This is a genomic window from Blautia stercoris (genome assembly GCF_054657695.1).
Genome location: NZ_BAAHYF010000001.1, coordinates 1,943,900 through 1,960,519, shown reverse-complemented (window position 1 = coordinate 1,960,519; position 16,620 = coordinate 1,943,900). Strand labels below are relative to the sequence as shown.

Annotated in this window: 15 protein-coding genes and 1 tRNA gene; 13 read left to right on the top strand and 3 right to left on the bottom strand. The window is 38.8% G+C overall.

The features are described 5' to 3' along the window. Positions 1 to 10: 10 nt before the first annotated feature. Positions 11 to 1,114, top strand: coding sequence for a Gfo/Idh/MocA family protein (locus ACYQ2D_RS09430; protein ID WP_459785237.1), 1,104 nt, complete (start codon positions 11 to 13; stop codon positions 1,112 to 1,114). Positions 1,115 to 1,220: 106 nt separating this feature from the next. Here the strand turns inward: ACYQ2D_RS09430 and nagB are convergent, their stop codons facing one another. Continuing rightward, positions 1,221 to 1,952, bottom strand: coding sequence for a glucosamine-6-phosphate deaminase (gene nagB / locus ACYQ2D_RS09425; protein ID WP_022303344.1), 732 nt, complete (start codon positions 1,950 to 1,952; stop codon positions 1,221 to 1,223). Between the two features lie 295 nt (positions 1,953 to 2,247). Here nagB and ACYQ2D_RS09420 point away from each other — a divergent pair, with 295 nt between their 5' ends. The 7 genes from ACYQ2D_RS09420 to spoVT all read left to right on the top strand — a co-directional run bounded on the left by ACYQ2D_RS09420 (position 2,248) and on the right by spoVT (position 8,248). After that, positions 2,248 to 2,937 carry an N-acetylmannosamine-6-phosphate 2-epimerase gene (locus ACYQ2D_RS09420; protein WP_022303343.1) on the top strand — a complete coding sequence of 230 codons (690 nt, stop codon included), beginning with the start codon at positions 2,248 to 2,250 and terminating at the stop codon, positions 2,935 to 2,937. A 46-nt stretch (positions 2,938 to 2,983) separates the two neighbouring features. Then, positions 2,984 to 3,901 carry a dihydrodipicolinate synthase family protein gene (locus tag ACYQ2D_RS09415; protein WP_022303342.1) on the top strand — a complete coding sequence of 306 codons (918 nt, stop codon included), beginning with the start codon at positions 2,984 to 2,986 and terminating at the stop codon, positions 3,899 to 3,901. 181 nt (positions 3,902 to 4,082) lie between these two features. Further along, positions 4,083 to 4,979 (top strand): ROK family protein, encoded by an 897-nt coding sequence (locus ACYQ2D_RS09410; RefSeq protein ID WP_022303341.1) that lies wholly within the window; start codon positions 4,083 to 4,085, stop codon positions 4,977 to 4,979. Between the two features lie 25 nt (positions 4,980 to 5,004). Then, positions 5,005 to 5,853, top strand: coding sequence for a MurR/RpiR family transcriptional regulator (locus tag ACYQ2D_RS09405; RefSeq protein WP_117457103.1), 849 nt, complete (start codon positions 5,005 to 5,007; stop codon positions 5,851 to 5,853). Between the two features lie 15 nt (positions 5,854 to 5,868). Continuing rightward, complete coding sequence (gene nagA, locus ACYQ2D_RS09400; protein ID WP_117457104.1) at positions 5,869 to 7,023, top strand: N-acetylglucosamine-6-phosphate deacetylase; 1,155 nt, start codon at positions 5,869 to 5,871, stop codon at positions 7,021 to 7,023. After that, entirely contained in the window at positions 7,023 to 7,544 is a 522-nt protein-coding gene (locus ACYQ2D_RS09395) for a GNAT family N-acetyltransferase (protein WP_117457105.1), read from the top strand. The genes nagA and ACYQ2D_RS09395 overlap by 1 nt, the downstream gene beginning before the upstream one ends. Positions 7,545 to 7,705: 161 nt before the next feature. Beyond that, positions 7,706 to 8,248, top strand: a complete 543-nt coding sequence (gene spoVT, locus ACYQ2D_RS09390; protein WP_022303337.1) for a stage V sporulation protein T — start codon at positions 7,706 to 7,708, stop codon at positions 8,246 to 8,248. A gap of 83 nt (positions 8,249 to 8,331) precedes the next feature. On the opposite strand, the gene ACYQ2D_RS09385 is transcribed toward spoVT, so the two are convergent. Both ACYQ2D_RS09385 and ACYQ2D_RS09380 read right to left on the bottom strand, forming a co-directional pair. Then, positions 8,332 to 9,801, bottom strand: a complete 1,470-nt coding sequence (locus ACYQ2D_RS09385; RefSeq protein WP_117457106.1) for a nicotinate phosphoribosyltransferase — start codon at positions 9,799 to 9,801, stop codon at positions 8,332 to 8,334. 87 nt (positions 9,802 to 9,888) lie between these two features. Beyond that, positions 9,889 to 10,452: a M15 family metallopeptidase gene (locus ACYQ2D_RS09380; RefSeq protein WP_117457107.1), complete on the bottom strand. Its 564-nt coding sequence runs from the start codon at positions 10,450 to 10,452 to the stop codon at positions 9,889 to 9,891. A 149-nt stretch (positions 10,453 to 10,601) separates the two neighbouring features. Between ACYQ2D_RS09380 and ACYQ2D_RS09375 the strand changes: the two genes are divergently transcribed. The 5 genes from ACYQ2D_RS09375 (at position 10,602) to ACYQ2D_RS09355 (ending at position 16,620) form a co-directional block, all read left to right on the top strand. Beyond that, a tRNA-Gln gene (locus ACYQ2D_RS09375) sits at positions 10,602 to 10,673 on the top strand. A 130-nt stretch (positions 10,674 to 10,803) separates the two neighbouring features. Next, positions 10,804 to 11,520 (top strand): acyl-[acyl-carrier-protein] thioesterase, encoded by a 717-nt coding sequence (locus ACYQ2D_RS09370; RefSeq protein WP_117457108.1) that lies wholly within the window; start codon positions 10,804 to 10,806, stop codon positions 11,518 to 11,520. Next, a complete protein-coding gene (locus tag ACYQ2D_RS09365) occupies positions 11,517 to 12,353 on the top strand; it encodes a CvfB family protein (RefSeq protein WP_117457109.1) in 837 nt (278 codons plus the stop codon). The genes ACYQ2D_RS09370 and ACYQ2D_RS09365 overlap by 4 nt, the downstream gene beginning before the upstream one ends. Before the next feature lie 105 nt (positions 12,354 to 12,458). After that, positions 12,459 to 13,055 carry a class I SAM-dependent methyltransferase gene (locus tag ACYQ2D_RS09360; RefSeq protein ID WP_022303332.1) on the top strand — a complete coding sequence of 199 codons (597 nt, stop codon included), beginning with the start codon at positions 12,459 to 12,461 and terminating at the stop codon, positions 13,053 to 13,055. Positions 13,056 to 13,137: 82 nt separating this feature from the next. Then, complete coding sequence (locus ACYQ2D_RS09355) at positions 13,138 to 16,620, top strand: DNA polymerase III subunit alpha (RefSeq protein WP_117457110.1); 3,483 nt, start codon at positions 13,138 to 13,140, stop codon at positions 16,618 to 16,620.

Genomic DNA, 16,620 nt, shown 5'->3' with positions numbered 1-16,620 from the left:
AAGAAAAATTATGAATTACGGTGTAGTTGGAGTTGGATATTTTGGTGCAGAGCTGGCACGCATTATGAAACAGAATGAGGATGCAAATATTGTAGCTGTTTATGACCCAGATAATGGAAAGACAATCGCAGAAGAACTTGGATGTGATGCAACAGAGTCTTTGAATGAACTGGTAACAAGAGATGATATTGATTGTGTTATTGTAGCAACTCCAAATTATCTGCATAAAGAGCCGGTTATTGAGGCTGCAAAACATGGAAAACATGTTTTCTGTGAAAAACCAATTGCATTAAGTTATCAGGATTGTGATGAAATGGTTCGTACCTGTGAAGAAAATAATGTAACTTTCATGGCAGGTCATGTAATGAATTTCTTCAATGGCGTACATCATGCAAAAGAATTAATTAAAAATGGTGTGATTGGTGATGTTTTATACTGCCATTCTGCACGTAATGGATGGGAAGATATTCAGCCGAGTGTTTCATGGAAAAAAATTCGTGAAAAATCTGGAGGGCATTTATACCACCACATTCACGAATTAGACTGTGTACAGTTTATTATGGGAGAAATGCCTGAAACAGTTTATATGAACGCAGATAACGTTGCACATAGAGGAGAAGCTTTTGGTGATGAAGATGATATGATTTTTATTAACATGAAGTTTTCAAATCATAGATATGCAGTATTAGAATGGGGTTCTGCATTCCACTGGCCAGAGCATTATCTGTTAATTCAGGGAACAAAAGGTGCAATTAAGCTGGATATGTTTGATGCAGGTGGAACTCTTAAAGTAGATGGAAAAGAAACACATTTCCTGCTGCACGAAAGTCAGGAAGAAGATGATGATAGAACAAGAATTTATCATGGAACAGAGATGGACGGAGCAATCCAGTATGGTAAACCAGGTAAAAAACCTCCAATGTGGTTACATGGTATCATGGTAAAAGAAATGAAATACTTAAATGATATTATGCATGGAATGGAACCAGATGATGAATTCAGACCACTGTTAACAGGAGAAGCAGCGAGAGCCGCAATTGCAACAGCAGATGCTTGCACAAAATCAAGTGCAGAGGGAAGAGTTGTAAAAGTAAGTGAGATTTTAGAAAAATAAAAAGAAAGAACCAAGGGAGACTGTCATCCGCAGTCTCCCTGAAAGCTTTTCAAAAAGCAGGACAAAAAATAGGAAAGCATTAAGCCTTCCTATTTTTATTATACATTTATTTATCAATCTTACTCAGTGCTGCTTCATCTGCAACGATTGTTACATCATTATGTAACTGCAGAATAGAAGCAGGAACTTCTGGAGTAATTGGCCCGTAAAGCACTTCTTTTAAGATGTCTGCTTTATCTGCACCACTTACAACAACGAGGATTTTCTTTGCCTGCATAATGTTTTTAATACCCATTGTATAAGCTTGTTTCGGAACATCATCTTCGGATTCAAAGAAGCGTTTATTTGCTTCGATTGTACTTTCTGTCAAGTCTACGCAGTGAGTTTCTTTTTCAAATGCTTCACCTGGTTCATTGAATCCAATGTGTCCGTTATGTCCAAGACCAAGAAGTTGTAGATCAATTGGCCCTTTTTCCTGAATGATTTGATTGTAATCATTGCAGGCTTTCTGGGAATCCGGTTCAAGTCCGTTTGGTACAAAGGTACGAGTCTTGTCAATGTTTACGTGGTCGAAGAGATTGGTATTCATGAAGTAGCGGTAGCTCTGGTCGTTTTCTGGACTTAAACCTTTGTATTCATCCAGATTAATACTTGTTACCTGTGAAAAATCTAAATCTCCTTTTTCGTACCATTCAATCAACTGTCTATAAGTTCCAACTGGTGAAGAACCAGTTGCCAGTCCAAGTACACAGTTTGGTTTCATGATGATTTGTGCGGAGATAATATTTGCAGCTTTTCTGCTCATATCCTGATAGTTTTTTGCTTTATAGATATTCATATCTATACCCCTTTTCTTTTTTGTAATAATTGTGTTTTTAGCTGTATTTCTGAGTATTAGTATAAGAAATTTCAGGATGATTTTCAATAAAATAGGGAGAAGTTGGGAGTAAATTAGCCATTTTGGAACGATAATCCTATTATTGTACAAAATTGCTAAAAATAAAGCGGTACAACTAAGAGAAACATGGATAAAAGTGAAAAACTTTGAAACTAATTTCATAATAAAACAACTATATTGAAAAAAGTTTCAAAAAGAACTATACTTTGGGCATAACAAAGGAGGTCAAAAAAGGATGAATCAAAAAGTAGAAAATCTGAAAGGAAAATTAATTGTATCTTGTCAGGCACTTCCACATGAACCGTTACATTCTTCTTTTATTATGGGAAGAATGGCATTGGCAGCGAAAGAGGGCGGAGCAAAAGGAATCCGTGCAAATACAAAAGAGGATATTAAAGAAATTCAGTCACAGGTAGACCTTCCGATTATCGGTATTGTAAAGAGAGATTATGATGACAGTAAAATTTACATCACACCTACAATGAAAGAAATTGATGAGTTAATGGAAGTAAAACCGGAGATTATTGCAATGGATGCAACGATTTCTACAAGACCAGGAAATAAAACATTAGATAAATTTTTCCATGAGGTGAAAGAAAAGTATCCAGACCAGCTTTTTATGGCAGATTGTTCAACGGTAGAAGAAGCACTTCATGCAGATGAACTTGGATTTGATTTTATTGGTACGACAATGGTAGGTTATACCGAACAGAGTAAGGGTGATAAGATTGAGGCAAATGATTTTGAAATTTTAAGAAAAATTCTTGCGAGTGCAAAACACAAAGTAATCGCAGAGGGAAATATTAATACACCTGAAAAAGCAAGAAGAGTAATCGAACTCGGAGCATATAGTGTTGTAGTTGGTTCGATTATCACAAGACCTCAGTTGATTACAAAATCATTTGTAGAAGAAATGGAACGATAATATTTATAAATTAGAGAATAGAACAAAAAAGCGAGGAGAAAAAGCTATGAGAAATCTTGAAAAGTACAAAGGTGTGATTCCTGCATTTTATGCATGCTATGATGAAGAGGGAAATGTAAGTCCAGAGGGTGTTCGTGCGTTAACAAAATATTTTGTAGAAAAAGGCGTGAAAGGTGTTTACGTAAATGGCTCTTCAGGAGAATGTATTTATCAGAGTGTGGAAGACAGAAAAATTATTCTGGAAAATGTAATGAAAGCAGCAGAGGGAAAATTGACAGTCATTGCACATGTTGCCTGCAATAATACAAAAGAAAGTCAGGAACTTGCAAAGCATGCAGAAAGTCTTGGAGTTGATGCAATCGCAGCAATCCCTCCAATTTATTTCCACCTGCCGGAATATGCAATCGCAAAATACTGGAATGATATCAGCGAAGCTGCTCCAAATACAGATTTTGTAATCTATAACATTCCTCAGCTTGCAGGAGTTGCCCTGACACAGTCCTTGTTTACGGAGATGAGAAAAAATCCGCGTGTGATTGGTGTAAAAAACTCCTCTATGCCAGTTCAGGATATTCAGATGTTTAAAGCAGCAGGCGGAGAAGATTATGTTATCTTTAATGGTCCGGATGAACAATTTATGAGTGGACGTGTAATTGGAGCAGAGGGAGCAATCGGTGGAACTTATGGAGCTATGCCAGAATTATATTTGAAACTGGATGAATATGTAAAAGCCGGAGAAATGGAAAAGGCAAGAGAGCTTCAGTATGCATGCAATGAAGTAATTTACAAAATGTGTTCTGCTCATGGAAATATGTATGCAGTGATTAAAGCAATTTTAAAAATTAATGAAAGTCTGGAACTTGGCGGAGTAAGAGAGCCACTGCCATCATTAATTGAAGAAGATATGGAAATTGTAAAAAGAGCAGCGCAGATGATTCGTGATGCGAAAGCAAAATATTTATAAGTAAAATAGTTATTTAAGTAGAAACACAATAGAAAATACAGAAAAAAGAGAAAGGGGCAGACCGAAAAGAAAGGTTTGTCCCTTTTGGGGTATTTGGTTATAAAGAAGCGGTAAAACGGATGGCTTGAGAAAGTGTAAGAAAGTGTATATAATAAAAGGAAAGCATAAGAGGAAAAAAGAGATGAAACAGTACATAAGTATTGATATTGGTGGAACAGCAATTAAATATGGTGTGATTGATGAAAATGCACAGATTTTAATAAAAAAATCTATGGAAACAGAAGCCTTTAAGGGTGGTCCTGAGATTCTTAAGAAAGCAATTGGAATTGTAGAGAAATTAATGAAGGAAACAAAATTAGAAATTTCTGGTATTTGTATTTCAACAGCAGGAATGGTAGATATCGAAAAAGGTTCTATTTTCTATTCGGCTCCATTAATTCCGAATTATGCGGGAACTCAATTTAAAGAAGTTCTGGAAGAAAAATTTAAAATTCCATGTGAAGTGGAAAATGATGTAAACTGTGCAGGACTTGCAGAATATCAATCTGGCGTAGCAAAGGGAAGCCACGTTGCTGTGATGTTGACAATCGGAACAGGAATTGGTGGCTGTATCATTTTAGATGGAAAAATCTTTCATGGTTTCAGTAACAGTGCGTGTGAAGTAGGTTATATGCATCTGGATGGCGGAGAATTTCAGGATTTGGGAGCGGCCAGTATTTTGACAAAAAAAGTTGCCAAAAGAAAACAGGAGTCAGAATCAGACTGGAATGGATATCATATTTTTGAGTCGGCAAAACAGGGAGACGAAACCTGTATTCAGGCGATTGATGAAATGGCGGATGTATTGGGAAAGGGAATTTCAAATATTTGTTATGTACTGAATCCAGAAATTGTTGTACTGGGAGGCGGAATTATGGCGCAGGAAGAATTTCTTGGAGACCGTATTAAGCAGGCGGTAAAGAAGTATCTGGTATCAAGTATTGAAGTAAATACGACAATTGCATTTGCAAAACATCAAAATAATGCGGGAATGTTAGGGGCGTTTTATCATTTCTGTGGAGTACATAAAAAAGAATAGTGCATAAGAAGAATAGGATGAAGAAATGGGATATTATGTGAAATCAGTAGTGCCGGTAATTGAATCGAATTATGATAAGTTTACGACAGTAGAAAAAACAATAGCGGATTTTTTTATTCAAAATAAAGAGAAAAGTGATTTTTCAGTGAAGGCTGTTTCAGAACGGCTTTTTGTATCAAAGGCTTCGCTGGTGAGGTTCGCCCAGAAATGTGGTTATCATGGCTATAAAGAATTTATTTATCAGTATGAAGATTCGTTGATAGAAAAACAGGAATCAATTACCGGAAATACACGCATGGTATTAAATGCATATCAGGAACTTTTGAATAAAACATATAGTCTTGTAGATGAGACGCAGGTTGGAAGAATTATAATTTATCTAAACCAGGCAGAGCGGGTATTTGTATGTGGAAAAGGAAGTTCCGGACTTTCTGCGCGAGAGATGGAACTGCGGTTTATGAGAATTGGGCTGAGAATTGATTCGCTCACAGATACAGATATGATGAGAATGCAGGCGGTCTTTCAGGATAAAAAAAGTCTGGTAGTAGGATTCAGCATCAGTGGAGAGAGGGAAGATGTGATTTATTTACTTCGTGAAGCTTATAAAAAAGGAGCAAAAACGATTTTGTTTACTGCAAAAAGCAAGGACAGTTTTAAGAAATACTGTTCGGAAGTTGTGCTGATTCCATCTTTACGACATTTAAATCATGGAAATGTGATTTCACCGCAGTTTCCAATTTTAATCATTCTTGATATTATTTATGCCTATTATATGGAACAAAACAAACATGTAAGAGAGGGCATGCATGACAGTACAATTCGTGCTTTGGAAGAAGCAGAAGAGATGCATACAAAATTTTTGGATGAAGAATAAAGGAGTAAAAAACCAATGCTGATTAAGAATGTAAAAGTCTTTACGGAAGACAAAAAATTTAAAAACGGAGCAATCGTCCTGGAGGGGGACAAAATCAAGGCAGTTTACACAGAAGCAAACATGCCGGATTCAGACTTGGAGGAAACCATTGATGGAAACGGTGCTTATGCAATTCCCGGTCTGATTGATTTACATTTTCATGGATGTAAAGGTGATGATTTCTGTGATGGAACAAAAGAGGCGATTGGAAGAATCGCAGAGTATGAGGCCTCCATTGGGGTAACTGCGATTGCTCCTGCAACTATGACTCTTCCAGTGGAAGAACTGGAGCATATTTTAGAGGTGGCTGCAGAATACAAAAAAGAAAATACAGACAAGCGCAGAGCTGATTTACTTGGCATTAATATGGAAGGACCATTTATCAGTCCTGCCAAAAAAGGTGCACAGGATGAAAGAAATATTATCCCTTGTAATGTAGAAATCTGCGAGCGGTTTTTAAAGGCATCGGATGGTCTGGTAAAATTTATTGGAATTGCACCGGAAGAGAGCGAAGAAGCGATTGATTTTATCAAGGCAGTAAAGGATAAAGTAAATGTCTCTCTTGCACATACCAATGCAGATTATGAAACTGCAAAAGCGGCATTTGAAGCCGGTGCAAATCATGCAGTTCATCTTTATAATGCAATGCCGCCGTTTTCACATCGTGCGCCAGGAGTGGTAGGTGCGGTCTATGACTGTAAACATGTAATGCCGGAAATTATCTGTGATGGAATCCATATTCATCCGGCAACGGTTCGTGCGACATTTGAAATGATGGGAGCAGAGCGTATGATTTTAATCAGTGACAGTATGCGTGCAACCGGAATGCCGGATGGTCAGTATACGCTTGGGGGTCTGGATGTAAAAGTAGTTGGAAAACTGGCTACTTTAGTATCAGACGGAGCAATTGCAGGTTCTGCGACAAATCTTATGGACTGCGTGAGAACGGTAGTAAAAGAGATGGGGCTTCCTCTTGAAACAGCTGTTGCATGTGCGACAATGAATCCGGCGAAGAGCCTTGGAGTCTGTGACGAGTACGGTTCCATTACAGAGGGCAAAAAAGCAAATATTGTGTTACTTGATAAAGATTTGGAATTACAGGCAGTTATTAAAGACGGGATGAAATTATAATGGAGTTTCGATTAGCGAAAAAACAGGAATTTGATAGCGTCAGAGATTTATATTGGATGTTGATTGATGAGACTTCTCATCTGCCGTCTTTTCCACACTGGAAAAAAGGTCTGCATCCATCAGATGAGTGGCTGTTAGAGAGTCTTGAAAAATCTCAGATGTTTGTATTAGAAGAAAATGGGGAAATTCTTGCCAGTGTTATCTTAAATAGCAAGGCAAATGAAAGTTATCGACTGGTAAACTGGAGCAGAGAGGTTCCGGACGAAAAGGTTCTGATTATTCATGTGCTTGCGGTTTCTCCAAAACATGCAGGCAAAGGGCTTGGCACAAAGATGATGCAGTATATTTTGGATTATGCAAAAGAAATCAGGATGCAGGCAGTACGGCTGGACGTAATCAGTAATAACAGTTCGGCGGAACATTTATATCAGAAAATGGGATTTCGGTTTGTACAGACACAGAGGCTGTATTATGAAGTGACAGGAGAAAAAGATTTTAATCTGTATGAATATTATTTATAGCGGTCAACTTTTTCTGCCAAAGGATTTTGATGAGCCATGTCGTGGATGTTGGAGTTGTTTTAAGTTTTCGCATAATTCTCTTGAATTTCCACATACTACCCATACAGTACAATAATGGGAAACTAAGAGTATGATGAAAAAATACAGGAGGAATTTAAGATATGAAAGCGACAGGAATTGTCAGGCGGATTGATGACTTAGGAAGAGTTGTAGTGCCAAAGGAAATCAGAAGAACTCTGCGGATTAAGGAAAGTGATCCACTGGAGATTTTTACGGACCGTGATGGAAAGATTATCTTAAAGAAATATTCACCAATTGGGGAACTGGGAGATTTTGCAAAGGAATATGCACAGAGTCTGGCACAGGTTTCGGGCTATACGGTGTGTATTGCCGACCATGACCAGATAATTGCAGCAAGTGGAAAGCGGGCAAAAGAATATGCGGGAAGATTAATTGATGAAGAACTTGAAACCGTAATTTTGAATCGTAAAACGGTAAAACTTGCGAAGAAAGAAGCAGTCAGATTGACGCAAAACGATGCGGGAGGATATCAGTCGCAGGTGATTTCGGTAATTACAAGTCTTGGTGATTGTGTCGGAGCAGTGATTATTTTCAGCGAAAATGGCGAGACAGAACTTGGCGAGACAGAAATTAAACTTGCAAAAGCGGCAGCAGGATTTTTAGGAAGACAGATGGAGCAATAGAATTTCGTTTGCGAGATTAAAAAAATGGACATGACAAAGCGAAAAAATTGTCATGTCCATTCTTTATTTCATGATTTTATATTCTATTCGTTTTTAATTGCTGCCTGACTCATTTCTTCAAGCAAGTCACTTTTAATTTTATAGAGTTTGTCGGATAAATCCACATATACTTCCTGCGGATTAACGAGACGCAGAGTTTCGCCCCACAAGGTCTGTTTTTCTTTTTGACAGATGTCGCGAATTTCCATTACAGATGGAGAAGTATAGACACATTCGCCTTTTTTGAATACCGGAACAAGCAGTTCACGTAAGGTATAAGTGCCACCTTCTATTTTTGTCTTTTTCCAGGTTGCCATAGGGTCAAAAATAATCATATCTTTTTCCGGGTCAAAGACTTCATCGGCAAGGCAGATTAAATCTGCACGGATTTTTCCGGTTGCTTTGTCGTAAATACGGAAAATTGTTTTGTTTCCAGGGTTAGTTACTTTTTCTACATTTTCAGAGAGTTTGATTTTTGGAATGAAATCTTCATCTTCTTTATTTTTGATTGCAGCTAGTTTGTAGACACCGCCAAAAGCCGGATGCCCTTTAGAGGTAATCAGATTTGTACCAACACCCCAGGAATTGACTTTTGCGCCCTGGGCTTTTAAGCTGTCGATCAGATATTCGTCAAGATCACTGGAAGCAGAGATGATAGCATCTTCAAATCCAGCTTCTTTTAACATTTTATATGCCTGTTTGGATAGATAAGCAAGGTCACCGCTGTCAATACGGATTCCATAGCCTTTTAATTCAATGCCTTCTGCTTGCATTTCTTTAAAGACGCGGATTGCATTTGGAACACCGGATTTCAAGACGTCGTAAGTGTCAACGAGCAGGATACAGGCATCCGGGTATAAGTTCGCATAAGCTTTAAATGCAGTATATTCATCCGGAAAACTCATAATCCAGCTGTGAGCGTGAGTTCCTTTGACCGGAACATCAAACATCTGGCCGGTTAAAACATTGGATGTGCCGATACATCCACCAATCATTGCGGCTCTTGCACCGTAGATTCCGGCATCCGGTCCTTGTGCACGACGCAGACCAAATTCCATAATTCCGTCACCTTTTGCAGCATAGACAACGCGGGAAGCTTTGGTTGCAATTAAAGACTGATGATTTAAAATATTTAAAATGGCAGTTTCAATTAACTGTGCTTCCATAACCGGGGCAATAACTTTAAGTAAAGGTTCTCTTGGGAAAATAATAGTTCCCTCTGGGATTGCATAGATATCGCCGGTGAAATGGAATCCTCTTAAATATTCCAGAAAATCAGTATCAAAAATTTTCAGGGATTTTAAATAATCAATATCGTCCGGTGCAAAATGCAGGTCACGGATATATTCAATTACCTGCTCCAGTCCGGCACAGATTGCATAACCGCCATCGCACGGATTTTTGCGGTAAAATGCATCAAAAACCACGATTTGGTCAGTAGGATTTTTAAAATATCCCTGCATCATGGTCAACTCATATAAATCTGTAAGTAATGTTAAATTTAGGGCTCTCATAAATTCTTCCTTTTCCATACGTTCTTTTGTGTCTCAATTATATAACAGATGAGGGGAATAATTCAAGGAGTTTGGCATAGTAACACGCTATTTTGGTGGAAGATGAAGTCCTCTTTCATAATATTCTTCCAAAGTCATTCCGGTAAGCGTCAGACTGGAGGCAAGCCCAATTCCGGTATAGCGGATATGCCATGGCTCAAACGGAAAACCGGTAATCTCTTCTTTATTTTTAGGATAACGCAGGATGAATCCAAAAAGAGCACAATGGTGGGCAAGCCAACAGCCTTCTTTGGTTTTTGCAAAACTTTCTTCTAATTCATAGTTTTCATCCGGGCAGGAGATATCAAGGGCAAGACCGGTCTGATGTTCACTGCATCCAGGCGGAGCAACACCGGAGCGTCCATTTGCAGAAGAGAACAGTTCTTCCTGTCTTTTATAGGAACGATAACCGGAAATTCCCCATAAATGGATTTTCTCTTTTTGGGCGCGTTCAAACAGTTCTTCTGCGGCAATGGCAGCTTCCCGCTGTAAGAGGCGACGTGGGTCGTTGCCCGGGGCATAAAAAGGAATATCAGGTTCAATTAAATCAGAAGGTATGTAGTGAGGGTTCAGAGGATTTTTTTTATTTACAAGAATAGAAAAAGGATACATGCAATGCCTCCATTTCACAGGAATAGACTTACATCATTTTATGCGAAATATTCGAGAAAAATCACACAAAAAAAATATTTAAAAAAATTTCAAAAAAAGTGTTGACTTTTTTCTGAGTATCATATATAATTCATTTTGTTGTAAGACATTGGGCTATCGCCAAACGGTAAGGCAACGGACTCTGACTCCGTCATTTCAAGGTTCGAATCCTTGTAGCCCAGCTCTCATATCCCAGACAGAAGTGTCTGGGATTTTTTTTTACCAGATAGAATCCCGCAGATAAAAAATTTCAATGCAAGAAGGGATTCCTTTTATATAGTAATCGTTAAATTTCATCGAAGGGAGAAATTTATGAAATATTCTTTTGACAGTTGTGTCAGATTCAGTGAGGTAGGAGAGGATCAGAAACTTACGCTCGGTTCTGTGATTAATTATTTTCAGGACTGTAGTACATTTCAGTCAGAGTCACTTGGAGCAGGAGTCGAATTTTTAAGAAAACAGCATAGAGTATGGGTGTTGTCTTCCTGGCAGGTCGTTATTGAACGATATCCGGCTTTGTGTGAGAAAATCAGGATAACAACCTGGGCTTATGGTTTTAAGCGCTTTTTGGGAAATCGAAATTTTACAATGGAAGATGAAGCTGGAAATGTGGTTGCTTATGCTAATTCCATCTGGACTTATTTAAACACAGAAACAGGACTTCCGGTGGCAGTTTCCAAAGAACAGGTAGATGCCTATGGATTAGAAGAAAAATTCTCGATGGAGTATGCACCGAGAAAGATTGCAGTACCGGAAGGCGGAATGGAATATGAACTATTTCCGGTACGTTCCCATAACTTAGATACCAACCATCATGTGAATAATGAACAGTATGTGGCAATGGCATGTGAATATCTGCCAAAAGATTTTAAAGTATGGCAGATGCGTGCAGAATATAAAGGGCAGGCTGTGCTTGGGGATATCATAGAGCCGATTGTTTATACAGATGAAGAAAAATGCATTGTATCACTTTGCAAAGAAACCGGAGAACCGTATGCGATTGTGGAATTAAAGGAGAAAAAGAGATGAGATTAGGTGAAAGACAGAAACTGATTGTAGTAAAGAAAGTAGAATTTGGTGTTTATCTGGCTGAAAGACAAGATGCAGGAGAAAAGGACAGAGTCCTGCTTCCGATTAAACAAGTTCCGGCAGGAACAAAAGAGGGAGATAAATTAGAAGTCTTTTTATATAAAGATTCACAGGATCGTCTGATTGCAACTATGCGTCAGCCGAAATTAATGCTTGGAGAAACCGGATTTTTAAGAGTGGCTCAGGTTTCAAGAATCGGAGCCTTTCTTGACTGGGGGCTGGAAAAAGATTTATTTCTTCCATATAAAGAGCAGACTAAGAAAGTGCATGAAAATGAAGAAGTGCTGGTTTCTGTTTATATTGACAAGAGCAGCCGACTTTGTGCAACCATGAAAGTATATCATTATTTACAGACGAATTCTCCTTATACAGAAGGAGATACTGTAACGGGAACGGTTTATGAGAGCAGCGATAACTTTGGTGTCTTTATTGCCGTTGACGGAAAATATTCCGGTATGATTCCAAGGCAGGAAGCACAGGGGAATTATAAAGCAGGGGAAGAACTGACCTGCCGTGTAACAGCAGTCAGAGAAGACGGAAAGCTGACTTTAAGCGGACGTCAGAAAGCACACATCCAGCTTTATGAGGATGCAGAAAGTGTATATAGTATTATTGAGGACTTTGAAGGGGTGCTTCCATTTGATGACAAGGCTTCACCGGAAGTGATTCAAAGAGAATTTGGTCTTAGCAAAAATGCGTTCAAACGTGCAGTTGGACATCTTTTAAAAGAGAAAAAAATAGCAATAAAAGACGGAAAAATTTATCTTCTTTAACGCTTCACGAATGAAATCAAATATGTTATAATAAGCCCGAAAATATCCCCTGTAGGGGAGACTACGAATACTATGTTTGTCATTGTCCAAGAAGGAGGAAAATAAGTGGACTCGATTGATTATTATGACCGATACGCGGTACCTTATTATGAAGAAACTGTTAATTTAAGCATGGAGGAGCAGTTACAAAGTTTTATGGAATTGCTGCCGGAAAACGGGGAAGTGCTTGATTTAGGCTGCGGGTCGGGAAGAGACACCTTGTTTCTCGAGGAAGAAGGTTTCAGTGTTACGGCCATGGATGGTTCAAAGAGAATGTGTGAACTCGCCGAAATTCATACAGGAAGGGATGTTCTGCATCTTCGTGTAGAGGATATGGAATTTGATGATGTATTCCATGGAATCTGGGCATGTTCCGTGCTGGGACACTTTGCGCCAAATAAGATTCATGAAGTGCTGGGGAAAATTCTGGATGCCCTGAAAGATGATGGAATTCTTTATTTTTCAGTGCGTAAGGGCGAAAGAAAGGGAATGTACAGCGGGCGTTATTACTGTGATTATGACAGAGATTCCCTGGATGACCTTTTAGATTCTTTTGATAATATTGAAATCATTGATATATGGAAAACAAGTGATGCAAGAGGAGACGAACAAAGTAAGTGGTACAATGTGCTTCTTAGAAAAATCAGTAAAGAGAAAGAATAAAAACGAGTAGTTAGTTGATGTACTCTCGAAATCAAGTACAAAAAGATTTCAAGAGCACATAGTTGGAAAAAGGAGAATGACAGTGAATTTTACTCATTTGCATGTACATACAGAGTACAGCCTGTTAGACGGTTCCAACAAGATAAATGAATATGTGTCCAGAGTAAAAGAACTGGGAATGAAAAGTGCAGCCATAACTGACCATGGGGTCATGTTTGGTTGCATTGATTTTTATAAGGCGGCAAAAGCTGCCGGCATTAAACCAATCCTTGGATGTGAGGTTTATGTTGCTCCTGGTTCACGCTTTGACAAAGAAAAAGGAAAAGAAGAGGACCGTTATTATCATCTGGTGCTGCTTGCGGAAACGCAGGAGGGATATCAGAATCTGATTAAAATTGTATCTTACGGGTTTGTGGATGGATTTTATTATAAACCGCGTGTGGATATGGAATTGTTAGAACAATATCATGAAGGAATTATTGCATTAAGTGCCTGCCTTGCAGGAGAGGTTGCAAGAAATCTTGCAAGAGGATTTTATGAAGAAGGAAAGGAAGCAGCACTCAGATACGAAAAAATTTTCGGAAAGGGAAATTTCTTTCTGGAGCTGCAGGATCATGGAATTCCGGAACAGAGGCAGGTCAATCATGAATTGATTCGAATGAGTCGTGAAACCGGAATTGAACTGGTGGCAACAAATGACGTTCATTATACCTACAGTTCCGATGCTGAGGCGCATGATATTCTGCTTTGCGTACAGACCGGAAAATCGTTAAAAGATGAGAACCGTATGAGGTATGAGGGTGGACAGTATTATGTCAAATCAGAAGAAGAGATGAGACGATTGTTCCCTTATGCACCCGAAGCGATTGAGAATACCGGAAAAATTGCAGAGCGATGCAATGTGGAAATTGAATTTGGTGTGACGAAACTTCCAAAATTCGATGTGCCGGATGGATATACTGCATGGGAGTATCTGAACAAATTGTGCTTTGAGGGGCTTGATAAGCGTTATACCGATAATAAGGAAGAACTCAAAAAGCGTCTGAATTATGAACTTGGTGTCATCAAAGACATGGGTTATGTAGATTACTTTTTGATTGTGTGGGATTTCATCCGTTATGCACGGGAACAAGGAATCATGGTAGGACCAGGGCGAGGCTCGGCAGCGGGAAGTCTGGTTTCTTATACACTTGGAATCACGAAACTTGACCCGATTAAATATGATTTGCTGTTTGAACGTTTTTTGAATCCGGAGCGAGTGTCCATGCCGGATATCGATGTGGATTTCTGTTTTGAACGACGCCAGGAAGTCATTGACTATGTGGTTGAAAAGTATGGAAAAGACCAGGTAGTTCAGATTGTTACTTTTGGTACGATGGCGGCAAGAGGTGTTATCAAAGACGTTGGAAGAGTTATGGATGTTCCTTATGTGCAGTGTGATACGATTGCGAAAATGATTCCGCAGGAACTAAATATTACGATTGATAAAGCAATGAAGGCAAATCCGGAATTAAAGAAAATTTATGAGACGGATGAGACGGTTCGCAAACTCATTGACATGAGCCGGAGGCTGGAGGGACTGCCGAGGCATACCTCCATGCATGCAGCCGGTGTCGTAATCAGCCAGAAACCGGTTATGGAATATGTTCCATTATCAAGAGGTTCAGATGGTTCGCTGGTTACGCAGTTTACAATGACAACACTCGAAGAACTTGGTTTGCTTAAAATGGATTTTCTTGGGCTTCGTACGTTGACAGTGATTCAAAATGCAGAAAAACTGGTTCGGCGGGATAAAGGAATTGAGCTTGATATGGACAAGATCGACTACGAAGATAAAAAAGTCTATGGAATGCTTGGAGCAGGAAAAACAGAAGGGGTGTTCCAGTTAGAAAGCACAGGTATGAAAAACTTCATGAAAGAGTTAAAACCTGGAAATCTTGAAGATATTATTGCGGGATTGTCGTTATACCGTCCGGGACCGATGGATTTCATTCCACAGTATATTAAGGGAAAAAATAATCCGGATGAAATCCACTATGACTGCCCTGAATTAGAGCCGATTTTAAAGGCAACATACGGGTGTATCGTTTATCAGGAACAGGTTATGCAAATCGTACGTTCACTTGGAGGATATACCCTTGGGCGAAGTGATTTGGTGCGTCGTGCCATGAGTAAGAAGAAAGCATCCGTCATGGAAAAAGAACGCCAGAATTTCGTTTACGGAAACGAAGAAGAGGGAGTTCCGGGGTGTATTCATCGTGGAATCAGTGAAAAAACAGCAAATAAAATTTACGATGACATGATTGATTTTGCCAAGTATGCGTTTAACAAGTCACATGCTGCGGCTTATGCAGTGGTTTCTTACCAGACTGCATTCTTAAAATATTATTATCCGGTAGAATATATGGCTGCGCTTATGACTTCCGTGATTCATAATCCGTCTAAAGTTGCAGAGTATATTTTATCAAGCAGAAAAATGCAGATTGAAATTCTGCCTCCGGATATTAATTTTGGAGAGAGTGAATTTTCAGCAGACCATGGAGCAATCCGCTATGGGTTATCCGCAATCAAGAGTCTCGGAGCACCGATGATTCGTGCGATTGTGGAAGAAAGAAAAGAAAATGGAAAATATCAGTCACTTCGGGATTTTATTGAGCGGATGAGTGGAAAAGAACTGAATAAAAGAGCAATTGAAAATCTGATTAAAGCAGGAGCACTTGACCAGGTTGCAGGAAACCGTCGTCAAAAGCTGATGGTCTATGCGGAAATTGTGGATGCAGTTAATCAGGAAAAGAAAAATGCAATGACCGGTCAGATGAGTCTGTTTGATTTGATTTCGGATGAAGAAAAAGAAGCTTATGAGATTCAGATGCCAAAAGTTGAGGAATATTCCAAAGAAGAACTGCTTTCCTTTGAAAAAGAAGTGCTTGGTGTGTATATAAGCGGTCATCCTCTGGAAGAATATGAAGAGAGATGGAGAAAAAATATTACAGCACGGACAGTTGATTTTCAGATAGACGAAGAATTGGGAACTTCAAAAGCAGGAGATGGAGAAATAGCAGTCATAGGCGGAATTATCACAAATAAGACTGTAAAGTATACAAGAAACAATAAAGTGATGGCATTTCTTACCATTGAAGATTTGGTGGGAACGGTGGAAGTCGTTGTTTTTCCGAATGATTATGAAAAAAATGTTCAAAAGATGGAGGAAGATTCCAAAGTATTTATCCGAGGAAAAGTTCAGGGTGATGCAGATAAGGCAAGTAAATTAATTTGTGAAAAAATTTATTCGTTTGACGATGTACCAAAAGAACTCTGGGTTCAGTTTGAGACAAAAGAGAACTATCTTACAGAGGAAAATGAGTTCCTGAAACTTCTGTCAGGTTCTCGCGGAACAGACCGAGTTATTATTTATGTACGCACTCCAAAATCGATTAAATATTTAGGAATTGAAAAATCCGTGAAAATTAACGAAACACTGTTGGGTAAGTTGTACGAAAAATACGGCATGGACAACGTGAAAGTTGTAGAAAAGAGTATTGAAAATATTACAAAAATGCATTAA

Bases quoted from the DNA above. Each gene is read 5' to 3' on its own strand.
- ACYQ2D_RS09430 (WP_459785237.1), top strand. From the start codon at position 11: ATGAATTACGGTGTAGTTGGAGTTGGATATTTTGGTGCAGAGCTGGCA.
- nagB (WP_022303344.1), bottom strand. From the start codon at position 1,952: ATGAATATCTATAAAGCAAAAAACTATCAGGATATGAGCAGAAAAGCT.
- ACYQ2D_RS09420 (WP_022303343.1), top strand. From the start codon at position 2,248: ATGAATCAAAAAGTAGAAAATCTGAAAGGAAAATTAATTGTATCTTGT.
- ACYQ2D_RS09415 (WP_022303342.1), top strand. From the start codon at position 2,984: ATGAGAAATCTTGAAAAGTACAAAGGTGTGATTCCTGCATTTTATGCA.
- ACYQ2D_RS09410 (WP_022303341.1), top strand. From the start codon at position 4,083: ATGAAACAGTACATAAGTATTGATATTGGTGGAACAGCAATTAAATAT.
- ACYQ2D_RS09405 (WP_117457103.1), top strand. From the start codon at position 5,005: ATGGGATATTATGTGAAATCAGTAGTGCCGGTAATTGAATCGAATTAT.
- nagA (WP_117457104.1), top strand. From the start codon at position 5,869: ATGCTGATTAAGAATGTAAAAGTCTTTACGGAAGACAAAAAATTTAAA.
- ACYQ2D_RS09395 (WP_117457105.1), top strand. From the start codon at position 7,023: ATGGAGTTTCGATTAGCGAAAAAACAGGAATTTGATAGCGTCAGAGAT.
- spoVT (WP_022303337.1), top strand. From the start codon at position 7,706: ATGAAAGCGACAGGAATTGTCAGGCGGATTGATGACTTAGGAAGAGTT.
- ACYQ2D_RS09385 (WP_117457106.1), bottom strand. From the start codon at position 9,801: ATGAGAGCCCTAAATTTAACATTACTTACAGATTTATATGAGTTGACC.
- ACYQ2D_RS09380 (WP_117457107.1), bottom strand. From the start codon at position 10,452: ATGTATCCTTTTTCTATTCTTGTAAATAAAAAAAATCCTCTGAACCCT.
- ACYQ2D_RS09370 (WP_117457108.1), top strand. From the start codon at position 10,804: ATGAAATATTCTTTTGACAGTTGTGTCAGATTCAGTGAGGTAGGAGAG.
- ACYQ2D_RS09365 (WP_117457109.1), top strand. From the start codon at position 11,517: ATGAGATTAGGTGAAAGACAGAAACTGATTGTAGTAAAGAAAGTAGAA.